At 69.4% G+C, this 15,671-nt stretch carries 11 protein-coding genes and 1 tRNA gene; 7 read left to right on the top strand and 5 right to left on the bottom strand.

The annotated features are described in order from the left end of the window. Positions 1-90: 90 nt before the first annotated feature. From clpP to ACOYR3_RS09390, 5 genes are all read right to left on the bottom strand, one after another. The gene (clpP, locus tag ACOYR3_RS09410) at positions 91-699 is read right to left on the bottom strand and encodes an ATP-dependent Clp endopeptidase proteolytic subunit ClpP (RefSeq protein ID WP_422846179.1); all 609 of its coding nucleotides are present in this window, start codon (positions 697-699) and stop codon (positions 91-93) included. Between the two features lie 138 nt (positions 700-837). After that, on the bottom strand, positions 838-2,151 hold the full coding sequence (tig, locus tag ACOYR3_RS09405; RefSeq protein WP_291484942.1) for a trigger factor: 1,314 nt from the start codon (positions 2,149-2,151) through the stop codon (positions 838-840). 74 nt (positions 2,152-2,225) lie between these two features. Next, positions 2,226-2,312: transfer RNA gene (locus ACOYR3_RS09400), tRNA-Leu, on the bottom strand. A 104-nt stretch (positions 2,313-2,416) separates the two neighbouring features. Beyond that, positions 2,417-5,587 carry an efflux RND transporter permease subunit gene (locus ACOYR3_RS09395; protein ID WP_422846178.1) on the bottom strand — a complete coding sequence of 1,057 codons (3,171 nt, stop codon included), beginning with the start codon at positions 5,585-5,587 and terminating at the stop codon, positions 2,417-2,419. Positions 5,588-5,598: 11 nt separating this feature from the next. After that, entirely contained in the window at positions 5,599-6,786 is a 1,188-nt protein-coding gene (locus ACOYR3_RS09390; protein WP_422846177.1) for an efflux RND transporter periplasmic adaptor subunit, read from the bottom strand. Between the two features lie 371 nt (positions 6,787-7,157). Between ACOYR3_RS09390 and hpnC the strand changes: the two genes are divergently transcribed. From hpnC to ACOYR3_RS09355, 7 genes are all read left to right on the top strand, one after another. Continuing rightward, positions 7,158-7,994, top strand: coding sequence for a squalene synthase HpnC (gene hpnC / locus ACOYR3_RS09385; RefSeq protein WP_422846176.1), 837 nt, complete (start codon positions 7,158-7,160; stop codon positions 7,992-7,994). Positions 7,995-8,387: 393 nt separating this feature from the next. Then, positions 8,388-9,797, top strand: a complete 1,410-nt coding sequence (locus ACOYR3_RS09380; protein WP_422846175.1) for an L-serine ammonia-lyase — start codon at positions 8,388-8,390, stop codon at positions 9,795-9,797. 117 nt (positions 9,798-9,914) lie between these two features. Continuing rightward, positions 9,915-10,754, top strand: coding sequence for a presqualene diphosphate synthase HpnD (gene hpnD, locus ACOYR3_RS09375; protein ID WP_422846174.1), 840 nt, complete (start codon positions 9,915-9,917; stop codon positions 10,752-10,754). 93 nt (positions 10,755-10,847) lie between these two features. After that, positions 10,848-12,152 carry a hydroxysqualene dehydroxylase HpnE gene (gene hpnE / locus ACOYR3_RS09370; protein WP_422846173.1) on the top strand — a complete coding sequence of 435 codons (1,305 nt, stop codon included), beginning with the start codon at positions 10,848-10,850 and terminating at the stop codon, positions 12,150-12,152. Between the two features lie 114 nt (positions 12,153-12,266). After that, a complete protein-coding gene (locus tag ACOYR3_RS09365) occupies positions 12,267-13,286 on the top strand; it encodes a Bug family tripartite tricarboxylate transporter substrate binding protein (RefSeq protein ID WP_422846172.1) in 1,020 nt (339 codons plus the stop codon). Positions 13,287-13,551: 265 nt separating this feature from the next. Next, positions 13,552-14,220 carry a response regulator gene (locus ACOYR3_RS09360; RefSeq protein ID WP_422846171.1) on the top strand — a complete coding sequence of 223 codons (669 nt, stop codon included), beginning with the start codon at positions 13,552-13,554 and terminating at the stop codon, positions 14,218-14,220. A gap of 55 nt (positions 14,221-14,275) precedes the next feature. Further along, a complete protein-coding gene (locus ACOYR3_RS09355) occupies positions 14,276-15,664 on the top strand; it encodes a sensor histidine kinase (protein ID WP_422846170.1) in 1,389 nt (462 codons plus the stop codon). Positions 15,665-15,671 lie beyond the last annotated feature (7 nt).

The raw sequence follows: 15,671 nt of genomic DNA, 5'->3' as shown, positions 1-15,671 counted from the left end.
CCTTGCTGTTACGGAAAGTTGTCGGGATGATAACCAAATAAAAAACGGCGCTTTCCCCCAGGGAAAACGCCGCTGCGCGATCCGCGTCGCTCAGGAGCGCTGGGTGATCACCTGGTCCACCAGGCCATAGTCCTTGGCCTCGTCCGCCGACAGGAAATAGTCGCGTTCGGTGTCGCGCTGGATCTTCTCCAGCGGCTGGCCCGTGCGCTCGGCCAGGATCTTGTTGAGCTGCTCGCGGGTCTTGAGGATCTCGCGGGCGTGGATCTCGATCTCCGTCGCCTGGCCCTGCATGCCGCCCAGCGGCTGGTGGATCATGACCTTGGAGTTGGGCAGCGCAAAACGCTTGCCCTTGGCGCCGGCCGCCAGCAGGAAGGCGCCCATGCTGGCCGCCATGCCCGTGCAGAGGGTGGAGACGTCCGGCTTGATGAAGTTCATGGTGTCAAAGATCGCCATGCCGGCGCTCACCGAGCCGCCCGGGGAATTGATATAGAACGAAATGTCCTTGTCGGGGTTCTCGCTCTCCAGGAACAACAGCTGCGCCACCACGAGGTTGGCCGTCTGGTCGTTCACGGGACCCACGAGGAAAATCACGCGCTCCTTGAGCAGGCGCGAATAAATGTCGTAAGACCGCTCGCCGCGGCCGGACTGCTCGATGACCATGGGGATCATGCCCAGGCCCTGTGTTTCCAATGCGCTCATGTTTCTCTCCTGACAAGCGGATACTGTACCCAGAAATGACTTGGGGCTTGCGCGCGAAAGCACAAGCCCCCAATGTAAGTCTGCGACATCCCGCTGCGCCGTTCAAGACGGGCCGCCAGCGGGATGGCTGGACGCCGATCAGCCCTGCTGGGCCATCAGGTCGTCAAACGAGACGGCCTTTTCCACGACCTTGGCCTTGGACAGCACGAAATCGGTCACGTTGTTTTCAATCACCACGGCCTCGACCTCGGCCAGGCGCTGGCGGTCGCTGAAGTACCAGCGCACCACGTCTTCAGGCTTCTCGTAGCTGGCAGCCAGCTCGTCGATGTGGGCCTTGAGCTGCTCGGGCTTGGCCTGCAGTTCGTTGGCGCGCACCAGCTCGGCCAGCACCAGGCCCAGGCGCACGCGGCGCTCAGCCTGGGGACGGAACACGTCCTCGGGGATGTCGGCCTTGTCAGCGTCCTTGATGCCGCGCTGCTTCAGCTCGGCACGGGCGCCGTCGCGCAGGCGGGCGATCTCGGCTTGCACGCTGGCGTTGGGCAGGTCCAGTTCGGCCTTGGCCACCAGGGCGTCCATCACGGCCTGCTTGTTGCGTGCCAGCAGGCGGAACTTGACTTCGCGCTCCAGGTTCTTCTTGATGTCGGCGCGCAGGCCTTCGACGGTGCCGTCGGCAATGCCCAGCGACTTGGCCAGCTGCTCGTTCACTTCGGGCAGGTGGGCGGCTTCGATCTTCTTCACGGTCACCAGGAAGTCGGCCGTCTTGCCAGCCACGTCCTTGCCGTGGTATTCGGCAGGGAACGCCAGCGGGAACGTCTTGCTTTCGCCGGACTTCATGCCGCGCACGGCGTCTTCGAATTCCTTAAGCATCTGGCCTTCGCCGACCAGGAACTGGAAGTCTTCGGCCTTGCCGCCGTCAAAGGGCTCGCCGTCGATCTTGCCTTCGAAGTCCACGGTCACGCGGTCGCCGTCCTGTGCGGCGGCGTCCAGCCCGCGCTGGGCGAAGCTGCGGCGCTGCTTGCGCAGGATGTCCACCGTGCGGTCGATGGCAGCGTCGGTCACTTCGGCCGACAGCTTCTCGATCTCGGCGCCCGTCAGGTCGCCGATCTTGACTTCGGGGAACACTTCAAAGACCGCGTCGAACGTGACCTGGCCTTCGGGAGCGCCTTCCTTTTCGGTGATGCGGGGCTGGCCGGCCACGCGCAGATTGGCTTCGTTGGCAGCCTGGGCAAAGGCTTCGCCGACCTTGTCGTTGAGCACTTCGTACTGCACCGAGTAGCCGTAGCGCTGGGCCACCACGTTCATGGGCACCTTGCCGGGACGGAAGCCGTCCATCTTCACGGTGCGGGCCAGGCGCTTGAGGCGCGAGTCGACTTCGGACTGGATCAGGGTGACGGGCAGGCTCAGCGTGATCTTGCGCTCGAGCTTCTCAAGGGTTTCAACAGTAACGGCCATGGCTATTCCTCTTATGAATGTGGATCGTGCTGGCTGCAGCGCAGCGGCGCCGTGTTCCGCAAAGTCTCACAGGGTGGTGCGCGGGGGGGGACTCGAACCCCCACACCATTGCTGGCGTCAGGACCTAAACCTGGTGCGTCTACCAATTTCGCCACCCGCGCGGTTCTACAAACAAACAGGCGGCAACCTGGGCTGCCGCCTGCATGAAATCGGTCAACCTTCTATTTTACCCTGATGCGGGCAGGGTGGGAACCAATGCCCTCCCCTACGCCAGGTCCGGCGCCGGCCGCTTCACGCGGAACCAGGCGGCGTACATGGCCGGCAGTGCCAGCAGGGTCAGCACCGTGGCGACGATCAGGCCGCCCATGATGGCCACGGCCATGGGCCCCCAGAACACGCTGCGCGACAGCGGGATCATGGCCAGCACGGCCGCAGCTGCCGTGAGCACGATGGGGCGCAGGCGCCGCACGGCGGACTCCACGATGGCGTCCCAGGCGGGCACGCCGCGCCGGCGGTCCTTCTCGATCTGGTCGATCAGGATCACCGAGTTGCGCTGGATCATGCCCATGAGCGCGATCACCCCCAGCAGGGCCACGAAGCCGAACGGCCGGTTGAGCACCAGCAGCGCCGCCGCCACGCCCGCCATGCCCAGCGGGCCGGTCAGGAAGACCAGCAGGGCACGGCTGAAGCTGTGCAGCTGCAGCATCAGCAGCGTGAAGGTGATGAACAGCATGATGGGAAGGCCCGCCGCGATCGAGGCCGAGCCCTTGGAGCTTTCCTCCACCGCGCCGGCCACCTCGATGCGGTACCCGCCCTGCCCCGCCGCCCAGCGCGTCTCGATCTGGCGCAGCCCGGGCAGCAGCGCGGCCGTGACGGTGGCGCCCTGCAGCCCCTCGGTCACATCGCCCTGCACGGTGATGGCGTAGTCGCGGTTTTCGCGCCACATCACGCCCGGCTCCCAGGTGAAGGTGGGCTTGGCGATCTGCGTGAGCGGGATGGACCGGCCCGAGGCCGTGGGCAGGTAGGCATTGGCGATGTCGGTGATGGCGTTGCGCTCGTCCAGCGGCTGGCGCAGCACGATGTCGATGAGCTTGTCGCCCTCGCGGTACTGCCCCACCTGCGTGCCCGACAGAATCGTCTTGGAGGCCTGGGCGATGGACTGGCTGGTCACGCCCAGTGCCCGCGCCTTGGCCTGGTCCACTTCCAGGCGCAGCACCTTCACGGACTCGTTCCAGTTGTCGTTCACGCCCCGCATGTCGGGACTTTGGCGCAGGGCGGCCTTCACCTCGTCGGCGCGCTCGCGCAGCACCAGCGGGTCCGGGCCCACCACGCGGAACTGCACCGGGTACGGCACCGGCGGCCCGTTGGGCAGCAGCTTGACGCGGCCGCGCACTTCCGGAAACTCCTGCGCCAAGAGCGCCGGCAGCTTGACGCGCAGCGACTCGCGCAGCTTCAGGTCCTGCGGCAACACGATGAACTGCGACACGTTGGTCTGCGGGAACACCTGGTCCAGCGGCAGGTAGAAGCGCGGCACGCCCGAGCCCACCCAGGTGCTGACGGCCGTGACGCCGGGCTCGGCCAGCAGGCGCTGCTCCACGCGCTTGGTGACTTCCTCATTGCCGGCGAACGAGGTGCCCTCGGGGAACCAGATGTCCACCAGGATTTCGGGCCGGCTCGAATCCGGGAAGAACTGCTGCTGCACCTTGCCCATGCCGACGATGCCCAGCGCAAAGGTCAGCAGCGTGGCGCCGATGGTGATCCAGCGGTGCTGCACGCACCAGTCCACCAGCCGGCGGAAGCTGCGGTAGAACGGGCTGTCGAACACCTCGTGCGGGTCGTCCGTGACGCCCTTGGTGGCCTGCGCAGCCAGCACATGGGGCGGTACCTTCAGCAGCAGCGTGCCCAGGTAGGGCACGAAGTAGACCGAGACGATCCAGCTGAGCACCAGCGCGATCACCGTCACCGCGAAGATGGCGAAGGTGTACTCGCCCGTGGTCGACTTGGCGATGCCGATGGGCAGGAAGCCGGCCGCGGTGATCAGCGTGCCCGTGAGCATGGGCATGGCCGTGATCTCGTAGGCGAACGTGGCGGCGCGCACCTTGTCGTAGCCCTCTTCGAGCTTGAGCACCATCATCTCCACGGCAATGATGGCGTCGTCCACCAGCAGGCCCAGGGCGATGATGAGCGAGCCCAGCGAGATCTTGTGCAGCCCGATGCCCCAGTACCACATGGCCAGGAAGGTGACGGCCAGCACCAGGGGGATGGTGATGCCCACCACCAGCCCGGGGCGGGGGTCGATGTACCAGCGCTTCCACAGCGGGTGGTTGCCCGGCCGCTTGTGAAAGCCCAGGCTGATGAAGCTCACGGCCAGCACGATGACCACGGCCTCGATCAGCACCTTGACGAATTCGTTCACCGAGGTGGCAACGGCCTTGGGCTGGTCCTGTACGTTGACCAGCTTCACGCCCGCCGGCAGCGCGGCGCCGATGCGCTCAGTGGCTGCGTGCAGCGCCTTGCCCAGCGCAATGATGTCGCCGCCCTTGGCCATGGAAACGCCCAGCGCAATCACCTCGCGCCCCTGGTGGCGCACCTTCACGCTGGCCGGGTCCACGTAGCCGCGGGTGATGTCGGCAATGTCGGAGAGGCGCAGCTGCGCGCCCGAGGGGCCGCGGATCGGCATTGCCCGCAGGTCTTCGATGGCATTGAACTGGCCTTGCACCCGCACCTGCACCTGGTCTTGCGGCGTCTGGATGGCGCCTGCGCTTTCCACGGCGTTCTGCTGGCCCAGCTGCGCCAGCACCTGGTTCATGTCCAGGCCCAGCTGCGCCAGGCGCTTTTGCGAGATCTCGATGAACAGCTTCTCGTCCTGCACGCCGAACTGCTCGACCTTGGCCACGTCGGGCACCCGCAGCAGCTGCTGGCGCACGTCGTCGGCAAATGTCTTGAGCTCGGCGTAGCTGAAGCCTTCGGACTCCAGCGCGTAGATCACGCCGTACACGTCGCCAAAGTCGTCGTTGAAGAACGGCCCCTGGATGCCCTGCGGCAAGGTGTAGCGCATGTCGCCCACCTTCTTGCGCACGCTGTACCAGACGTTGGCCACCTCGCCGGGGCGGGAGGAGTCCTTGATCTGGAAGATGATCTGCGACTCGCCCGGCTTGGAGTAGCTGCGGATCTTGTCCGCATAGGGCACCTCCTGCAGCGTGCGCTCGATCTTGTCGGTGACCTGCTCGGCCACCTGCTGCGCGGTGGCGCCGGGCCAGTAGGTGCGCACCACCATGGCGCGGAAGGTGAAGGGAGGGTCTTCGTCCTGCCCGAGCTGGAAATAGGCCGCAAAGCCCAGCAGCATCAGCACCACCATGAGGTAGCGGGTCAGCGCCGGGTGGTCGAGCGCCCACTTGGAGAGGTTGAACCCCTCTTTGGGTTGGATCTGCGTCATGGCAACGGCCTTCAGTTGGCAGCGGAGGCCGGGGTGGCCGCTACATTATTCGTAGCTGCTTGCGCAGGACTGGCGGGCGCTGGGGCCGTTTTTGGCTGATATACCGTGACCTTCTGCCCGGGCGAGAGCACGTGGACGCCGGTGGCCACCACCTGCATGCCCGGGGTGAGACCGCCCGCCACCACGGCCTCGTTGCCGTCGGCCGTGGCGATCTGCACGGGCTGCGACTTCACGGTGCTGCTGGCCGGGTCGTACACCCACACGGCCGTGGCCTGCCCCTCCTGGCGCAGGGCGCTGGTGGGCAGCTTGATGGCCTGCTGGCCGGCGTGGCTCAGCGCCTTGGGCGTGGCATACACCGTGGCGCCCAGCGGCGGCAGCTGGCTGCCCTCGATGGCCACCTTGACCTGGAAAGTGCGCGTGGCCGCATCCGCGCTGGCTGCCACTTCACGCACCGTGCCGGTGATCGGCGCGCCGCCCGACCAGCCGCGCACCGCCACGTCCGAGCCCACCGCAATCTGCGCCACCTTGTCCTCCGGCACCGCAAACACCACGTCGCGCGGCCCGTCCTGCGCAATGCGCACCACCGGCGTGCCGGCCGCCACCACCTGGCCGGGCTCGGCATCGATGCCGGTCACCACGCCCGAGACATCGGCCACCAGCGTCGTGTAGGCCGCCTGGTTGCCCTGCGAGGACAGCTGGGCGCGGGCCTGGTCCAGCGTGGCCTGCGCGGCCTTGAGCGAGGCCTCGCGGCGCTCCAGCTCGGCGCCGCTGATGAAGTTCTGGTCCTTGAGCGCCTGGTAGCGCTTGAGGTCGGCGGCCGCCAGGTCGCGCTGCGTGGTGGCAGAGGCCACCTGGGCGCGCGCGGCATCGGCCGCCAGCTGGTAGTCGCGCGGGTCCAGCTGGGCCAGCACCTGGCCCGCCTTGACGCGCTGGCCCAGCTCGGCCTGGCGCTGCACGATCTTGCCCGCCACCCGGAAGCCCAGGCGCGATTCCACCCGGGCGCGCACCTCGGCCGAATACTCCAGGCTGGATTGCAGCGACCCCACCCCCACCGTCAGCAGCTTGACGGAGCGCACCGGCTCTTCGGGCGGCGCGGGACGCGAGCAGGCGGCCAGCGCCAGCACGGCGGTCAGCAGCAGCAAAGGCCGGGACAACCTGGACGCAGGTTGCACGGGCCGCAGGGCGGAGGGTGTACGCATGGAAATATCCGGTGAGTGAAACAGGAACGCAGGAAAACAACGGTTAAGCCGCCACAGGCATGACAGGCAGGACGGGCATGCCGTGCATGCCACGCAAGACGCGGGCCCGCACACCCCCGCAAGCCGGGCTGGCACCGGCCCGCCCCGGCGGGAGCACCTTGCCCCGGGTGCTGCACCACGCCGCCTGACGCGCCTCAAACCAATTAATGACTGACTGGTTAGTAATCTATGAGAAGCCCCCCCAGCTTGTCAAGCACAATGCCGGGGTGAACCCGCGCCCAGCTTCCCCAACACCTTCCCCGCCCCCCGCCTCGACGAGCGCTGGCGCGCCCGCGCCGGGCGACTCCCCCGACACTGCTGCTGCCCCGACCGTGGCGGCCCCGGTCACGCACTACGAGAACTTCCCGGTGGCTTCGGTCCTGTGCCCGCCCCACCTGCGCCAGCCGATCGCCGCCCTCTACGCCTTTGCGCGCACGGCCGACGACCTGGCCGACGAGGGCACAGCCCCTGCCGCCGAGCGCCTGGCCGATCTGGCTGCCTACCGGGGCGAACTGCTCGCCGTGGCGCAAGGCCAGCCGCCCGGCCCGTGCTGGCCTGGCGTGTTCGGGCCGCTGCAGGCCGTGCTGCGCAGCCACCCGCTGCCCGTGCCGCTGCTGCTGGACCTGCTCAGCGCTTTTGCGCAGGACGTTGAAAAGACCCGCGACGGCGCCGGCTACGCCGACCGGGCGGAATTGCTCGACTACTGCCGCCGCTCCGCCAATCCTGTCGGGCGGCTGCTGCTGCACCTGTACGGGGTGTCGGATGCGGCGTCGCTGGCGCAAAGCGACGCCATCTGCACCGCCCTGCAACTCATCAATTTCTGGCAGGACCTGAGCGTGGACATTCCGCGCGGCCGCTACTACCTGCCGCTAGCCGACTGCGAAGCCCATGGCGCGCGCGCCGCCGAGCTGCTGGCGCTCCAGTCCACGCCGCAGAACGCCGCGCTGATTGCGGACTGCGCCCGCTGGGCCCGCCAGACCATGCTGAGCGGCGCCCCGCTGGTGCACCGCCTGCCCGGCCGCGCGGGCTGGGAGCTGCGCCTGGTCGTGCAGGGCGGACTGCGCACCCTCGACAAGGTGGACGCCCTGCGCGGCGCCAGCCTGTACACCCGCCCCAAGCTGCACGCCGGCGACTGGTGCCGGATGCTGGTGCGGGCGCTGGCGATGTGACCGCCGCCCGGGCCACGACCGCGGATAGAAGAAGAATTCATGGGCAGCAAGCCGGTGCGCGTGGCCATGGGCCTGGGCCGGGGAATTTCAGTAAAAATGCCCGCTAGCGCTTATCCACAAAGCGCAAAAAGCTATCTTTTTAATAGCAAAATAGCACACAACAACACCGGCCAACGGAGAGCGCGGCCCGGCATGCGCCCGTGGGGCAGGGATTGCGAGCATGCCCGCCGGCCCGCGCGCGGCTAGCCTCGCCCGGTTTGCGTTCGATTCGGTTCGGCGCGGTGCGCCCAGCCGTCCAGGCCGCTGCCGCTGCGTGGGGCGCAAGCCACTGCCCCGTCTTCGTCTTCCCCGTCCTCGTCTTCCTTTGCACTGCCCCAACCTGCGCCGCCCGCCATGTCCGTCAGCGTTTTCGACCTTTTCAAGATCGGTATCGGCCCTTCCAGCTCCCACACGGTCGGCCCCATGATCGCGGCCCGGCACTTTGCCTGCCGCCTGCAGCAGCAGCCGGGGTGGAGCCGGGTGCACGGCGTCTGTGTGGAGCTGTTCGGCTCGCTGTCGGCCACCGGCGTGGGGCACGGCACCGACCGGGCCGTGCTGCTGGGCCTGGCCGGCCACGAGCCCGACCGCATCGACCCCGACACCATCGAACCCACGCTGGCGCAGGTCCGCGCCCAGCGCAGCCTGTGCCTGCTGGGCGAGCATGCCGTGCCGTTCGTGGAAAAGGAGCATGTGCAGTTTCGCCGCCGCAGCCTTCCGGCGCACCCCAACGGCCTGTGCTTTCACGCCCACGACGCCGACGGCAACGCCGTGGCAAGCGCCACCTATTACTCGGTGGGCGGCGGCTTCGTGGTGGATGAACACGGCCAGCGCGTGCTCAGCCACAGCACGCCCCCCGCGCCGGACACCCTGGGCCACGGCCGGGGCCTGCCCCACCCGTTTCGCACCGGCGCCGAACTGCTGGCCCAGTGCCGCACCACGGGCCTCACGCCCGCTCAGCTCATGGCGGCCAACGAGGAGCACTGGCGCAGCGCGGCCGAGGTGCGCCGCCAGTTGCTGGCCGTCTGGCGCACCATGGCCGGAGCCGTGCAGCGCGGCTGCGCCAGCACGGGCGAACTGCCCGGCCCCCTGCACGTGCGCCGCCGCGCGGCCGAACTGCACCGCAAGCTCAGCAGCGCGCCCGAGGCCGCGCTGCGCGACCCGCTCTCCATGCTGGACTGGGTCAACCTCTACGCCATGGCCGTGAACGAGGAAAACGCCGCCGGCGGCCGGGTGGTGACCGCGCCCACCAACGGCGCGGCGGGCGTGATCCCGGCCGTGCTGCACTACTACGTGAACTTCCTGCAGGGCCCTATTGCGCCCAATGACGACGGCATCGCCACCTTCCTGCTCTCGGCCGGCGCCATCGGCCTCATCTACAAGGAAAACGCCTCGCTTTCGGGGGCCGAGGTGGGTTGCCAGGGCGAGGTGGGCGTGGCCTGCTCCATGGCTGCGGGCGCCCTCGCCGCCGTCATGGGCGGCAGCCCGGGGCAGATCGAGAACGCCGCCGAGATCGGCATGGAGCACAACCTGGGCATGACCTGCGACCCCGTGGGCGGCCTGGTGCAGATCCCCTGCATCGAGCGCAACGCCATGGGCGCCATCAAGGCCATCAACGCCGCCCGCATGGCGCTGCGCGGCGACGGCACGCATGTGGTCTCGCTGGACAAGGTCATCAAGACCATGGTGCAGACCGGCGCCGACATGAAGGTGAAGTACAAGGAGACCTCGCGCGGCGGCCTGGCGGTGAATGTGGTGGAATGCTGACCGTAAAGCTACTATTTTTATAGCTGCCGGCGCTTTCCCACAAAGCGCCAGAGGCCAAAAACACTTCAAACGCCGCCTGCCTGCCCAGGGCGGGCCGCCATGGGACAATCCCGCCCCATGACCCCACAGCAATACGTACAGCAAAAGGCCGTGGCCTCGGGCAGCAGCTTCTACTACGCCTTTCTGTTCCTGCCGGCGCCGCGCCGCGCGGCCATCACGGCGTTCTACGCGTTCTGCCGCGAAGTGGACGATGTGGTGGATGAGGTCAGCGACCCCGGCGTGGCCCGCACCAAGCTGGCGTGGTGGCAGCAGGAGGTGGCCAAGGCCTACGCCGGCCAGCCCAGCCATCCGGTGATGCAGGCACTGATGCCGCACACGGCCGATTACGGCATCGAGCAGCGCCACCTGCAGGCCGTCATCGACGGCTGCCAGATGGACCTGGAGCAGACCCGCTACCTCGACTTTGCCGGCCTCTCGCGCTACTGCCATCTGGTGGCCGGCATCGTGGGCGAGGTCACGGCCCGCATCTTTGGCCAGACCGACGAGCGCACCACGCAGTACGCGCACACGCTGGGCCTGGCCTTCCAGCTCACCAACATCATCCGCGACGTGGGCGAAGACGCCATGATGGGCCGCATCTACCTGCCCGTGAGCGAACTGCAGCAGTTCGACGTGAAGGCCCACGAGATCCTCAAGCGCACCTACTCCGACCGCTTCACCGCGCTGATGCGCTTTCAGGCCGAGCGCGCACACCGCCTGTACGACGAAGCCCTGGCCCTGCTGCCCGATGCCGACCGCCGCGCGCAAAAGCCCGGCCTGATGATGGCCAGCATCTACCGCACGCTGCTGCGCGAGATCGAGCACGACAACTTCCAGGTGCTGCACCAGCGCATCAAGCTCACGCCGCTGCGCAAGTTCTGGCTGGCCTGGAAGGTGCAGGCGCTCGGCAGAATGTGAATGCATCTCCCTGCGCGGCGGCTCCGGCCCGGGGGCGCCTGGCGCATGCGTCGGGATCCTTTTGGGGAGACTTAGCTGGATATGAAAGTGCCCGTGAACGTAGCGGTCATCGGCGGCGGCTGGGCCGGCATGGCCGCAGCCATCGAGCACCTGCAGGCCGGCCGGCAGGTGACGGTGTTCGAGGCCGCCCGCACCGTGGGCGGCCGCGCGCGCGCCGTGCCCGCCGCGCTGCCGGACGGCACGGTGGCCGCGCTGGACAACGGCCAGCACATCCTCATCGGAGCCTACGCCGAAAGCCTGCGACTGATGCGGCTGGTGGGCGTGGACCCGGCGGCCGCCCTGCTGCGCCTGCCGCTCACGCTGCAGTTCCCCGACGGCCAGGGCCTGCGCCTGCCCGACCTGCCCCCGCCCCTGGACGCGCTGCTGGGCATCGCCCAGGCCCGCGGTTGGAGCTGGCGCGACAAGCTGGCCCTGCTGCGCACCGCCACGGCTTGGCAGGTGCGCGGTTTTCGCTGCGCGCCCGGCACGTCGGTGGCCGCGCTGTGCGCATCGCTCACGCCCCGGCTGCTGGCCGAGTTCATCGACCCGCTGTGCGTGTCGGCCCTGAACACGCCGGCGCACGAGGCCAGCGGCCAGGTCTTCCTGCGCGTGCTGCAGGACAGCCTCTTCAGCGGGCGCGGCGGTTCCAACCTGCTGTTGCCCCGTGCCGACCTGGGCACCCTGTTCCCCGGGCCGGCCGCCCGCTGGCTGCAGGCCCATGGCGCCGCCGTGGTGACGGGGCTGCGCGCCCAGCGCCTGGAGCCCTTGCCCGGCGGGCGCTGGCAGGTGGTGTGCAGCCCGGGCGATGACGCCGCCGACCGCGCCTTCGACCACGTCACGCTGGCGTGCCCTTCCTGGGAGGCGGGCCGGCTCGTGGCAGGCCTCTCGCGCACCGCCGGGCTGGCCGGCGCCGCGCCCTGGAGCGCCCAGGCGAGCGCCCTGCGGTTTGAAGCCATCACCACCGTCTACGCCCATGCACAGGGCGCGCGCCTGCCCCAGCCCATGCTGGCGCTGCGCAGCACGCCGCAAAGCCCGGCGCAGTTTGTCTTCGACCGCGGGCAGCTCGGCGGCCACCACGGCCTGCTGGCCTTCGTGGTGAGTGCCAGCACCGGCGAACGGGCGGCCCTGGAACAGCAGGTGCTGCAGCAAGCGGCGGTCCAGCTGGGCATTGCAGCGCTGCGCCCCGTGCAGACCGTGGTGGAAAAGCGCGCCACCTTTGCCTGCACGCCCGGCCTGCAACGGCCCGCCCCGCAGGTGCTGCCCGGCCTGACGGCCTGCGGCGACTACGTGGACGGGCCCTACCCGGCCACGCTGGAGGGGGCCGTGCTCAGCGGCACGGCGGTGGCCCGCTGGGCCTGACGGCCCCGCCGCCCTCGGGAAAACCCCAGTCCGACTGACAGCATTCCGAAAGCCCGCCACGCGCACCATGGCGGCCACCGTTCCTGGATGGATCGCTTTCGCGGAGACAACGACATGCTTTCAGACCCCTACACCTCCCTCTTGCATTCCGCCACGCCCACACGCCGCCACCTGCTGGGCGCCGGCGGCGCGCTGGCCCTGGCGGGCCTGCTGCCGGCCACGGCCTCAGCCCAGGGCGCATGGCCCACCAAGTCGGTCCGCTTCGTGGTGCCCTTTGCGCCCGGCGGCAGCTCCGAAATCGTGGCCCGCTCCACAGCGGCGGAGCTGAGCAAGACCCTGGGCCAGAGCGTGTACGTGGACAACAAGCCCGGCGCGGCCGGCAACATCGCCATGCAGGAAGTGGCCCGTGCCGACGACCAGCACACCCTGATCCTGGGCCACATCGGCACGCTGGCCGTGAACCCCTACATCTTTGACAAGCTGCCCTACGACGCCAACAAGGACTTCAAGCCCGTGAGCCTGCTGGCCAAGGTGCCCAGCCTGTACGTGGTGCACCCCAACGTGCCCGCCAAGAACCTCAAGGAGTTCATCGCCTACGCCAAGAAGAACCCCGCCAAGCTCAGCTACGGCTCAGCGGGCAACGGCAGCGCGGGGCACCTGGCGTTCGAATACCTCAAGATGACGGCCGACATCTTCATGCTGCACGTGCCCTACCGCGGCACCGGCCCCATGATGACCGACCTGCTCTCGGGCCGGCTCGATGCCGCTGCCGTGGGCGCGGCCGCGCTGCTGCCGTTCATCAAGGCGGGCAAGGTGCGCTGCATCGCCACCGGCTCCACCCAGCGCCTGCCGCAGCTGCCCGACGTGCCCACCGTGGCCGAGCAGGGGTTCCCCGGCTTCGAAATGACGCAGTGGTACGGCATGCTGGCCCCAGCCAACCTGTCGCAGGACCACCTGGACAAGCTCGCCGTGGAAACCGCCAAGGCGGTCAAGGCGCCCGATTCCCTCAAGCGCCTGCAGGGCGACGCGGCGGAAGCCATCGGCGGCACGCCGGCGCAGTTCGCGCAGTTCATCGCGGCCGAGCAGGCGCGGTGGCAGAAGGTCATCAAGCGGGCGCAGGTGAAGCCGGACTAGAAAGCCCCCCTGAGCCGCCTCGCGTCTTCCCCCCAGGGGGACGCCGCCGGTGGCCGGGCGGAGCCCGCTCCACGGCGGCCCTGGCCTCTGGCCGCGCCAGTTTCAGCCGCCCGCGGAGCTGCGCAGACTGGCCGCCGTCCAACGGCAGACCCGCGCGTCTTTTCCCCTCCGGGACTTCGCTGGCCGCCCGGCGGAGTCCGTTATGCGGTGGCCCCCGGGCCGGGCCGCGCCAGTTTCAGCCGCCCAACGGCAGTAGCATCCTTCCATGCGCATCCTTCTGGCCGAAGACGACCACAGCCTGGGCACCTGGCTCAGCCGGGCGCTGGAGCATGCGGGCATCCAGGTGGAATGGGTCAGCGACGGCCGGCTGGCCGACCGGGCCCTGCAGGAACACGGCGACCACGACGCATTGGTGCTGGACCTCGGGCTGCCCGGCCTGGACGGTCTCACGGTGCTCCAGCGCCTGCGGGACCGCGACCAGCGGCTGCCCGCGCTGATCCTCACCGCCCGTGACTCGCTCGACGAGCGGGTGCGCCTGCTGCGCGCCGGAGCGGACGACTTTCTTGCCAAGCCGTTTGAGCTGGCCGAACTGGAGGCCCGCCTCCACGCACTGGTGCGCCGCGCCCGCGGCACGGAACATGCGCGGCAAGCATGCGGACCGCTGGTGTACGACAGCGCCCGCAAGCAGTTCTTTCTGCACGGCGACGCCCTGGCGCTGTCCCCGCGCGAGCAGGCCGTGCTGCGCGTGCTGGTGCAGCGCAGCGGGGAGCCGTTTTCCAAGCAGCAGATCCTGGACCGGGTGTTCGTCGGCGACGAGGACGTGCACCCCGAAGCCGTGGAGGTGTTCGTGCACCGGCTGCGCAAACGGCTGGAGGGCAGCGGCGTGCGCATCGTCACGCTGCGCGGGCTGGGCTATGCCCTGGAGGCCGAGTGATGGGGATCCTCCACGAGACGCAGCGCCCCGGTCCCTTGCAGCGGAGTCCACGCCCATGCGTTTGATGCAGCGCCTGCGCCGCGCCAGCCTGTGGCGGCTGCTGGCCCTGTTGCTGCTGCCGCTGCTGGCCGTGGTGACGGGCGTGGAGCTGTGGATGACGCGGCACGACGCGCTGGAGGCCGCCAACACCGCCTACGACCGCTCGCTGCTGGGGGCCCTCAAGGCCATCGACGCCAATGTTTCCCACGCGTCCGGCGGACTGTCGGTGGAGCTGCCCTACACCATGCTCGAGTTCTTTGAGCTGACGGCCAGCGGCAATGTGTACTTCCGGGTGGCGTCGTCCGATGGCCTGGTGGAGCTGGGCAATGCCGACCTGCCCGCACCGCCGGCGCCGCTGGTGCCGGGCGTGCCGCAGTTCTATGACGCGGTCTACTTTGGCGAATCGGTGCGGCTGGCAGCCTACCAGCGCGCCGCCAGTGCCGACACTCCCGCCCCGGCCGTGCGCGTGCAAGTGGCCGAAAGCACCCGTTCGCGGCAGGAGTTCATCCACCGTTTCGTGCGCCGGGCCGCACAGCGCGACGGGCTGGTCCTGGCCCTGATGGTGCTGGGCGCGGCCGCCGTGCTGGCCGTGGCGCTCCGCCCGCTGGCGCGCCTGGCCCAGGAGGTGCAGGCCCGCCGCCCCGAGGACATGACCCCGCTGGCCGACAGCGAGCTGCCCGCCGACATCCGCGCCCTGGTGGGGGCGGTGAACCAGCAGATGGCGCGCACCCAGGACCTGGTGGCCCAGCAGCGGCAGTTTCTGGATGACGCGTCGCACCAGCTGCGCACCCACCTCACCACGCTGCAGATGCAGATCGACTACGCCCGCCGCGAACCCGATGCCGCGCAGGTCCAGGCCACGCTCGCCGCCCTCGGCGGCGAGATCGCACGCGCCACGCGCAGCACCCAGCAGCTGCTGGCATTGGGCCGCAGCGACACGGCGGCCGTGGATTGCGCCCCTTTCGACCTGGCCGAACTGCTGCGCAGCGTGGCGCTGGAACTGCTGCCCCGCGCCCGCGCGCGGCAGATCGACTTTGGCATCCAGGTGCCCGAGGCAGCGCTGCAAGCCGTGGGCGACAGCGGCCTGCTGCGCGAGGCGCTGACGAACCTGGCCGCCAACGCGATTGCCTACACGCCGCCCCAGGGCACCGTCACCGTGTCGGCCGCCGGCGACAGCCTGGGCTGGAACCTTGCCGTGGAGGACAATGGCCCCGGCCTGCCCGCCAGCGAACGCGACGCCCTGGGGCAGCGCTACCGGCGCGGCTCGCAGGCCGCCACCGGCGGGTCGGGGCTGGGCCTGGCGATTGCCCGGTCCATCGCCGAGCGCCACCGGGGCAGCTTGCGGCTGCAGGCCCGGGCCGAAGGGCCGGGCCTGCAGGCCATCCTGTGGTGGCCCCGGCCTTGAAGGCGCC

Source organism: Acidovorax sp. M2(2025) (genome assembly GCF_049330835.1).
Classification (GTDB): Bacteria; Pseudomonadota; Gammaproteobacteria; order Burkholderiales; family Burkholderiaceae_C; genus Acidovorax.
The sequence above is the reverse complement of the archived record's forward strand: the minus strand, read 5'-3'. Positions and strand labels throughout refer to the sequence as shown.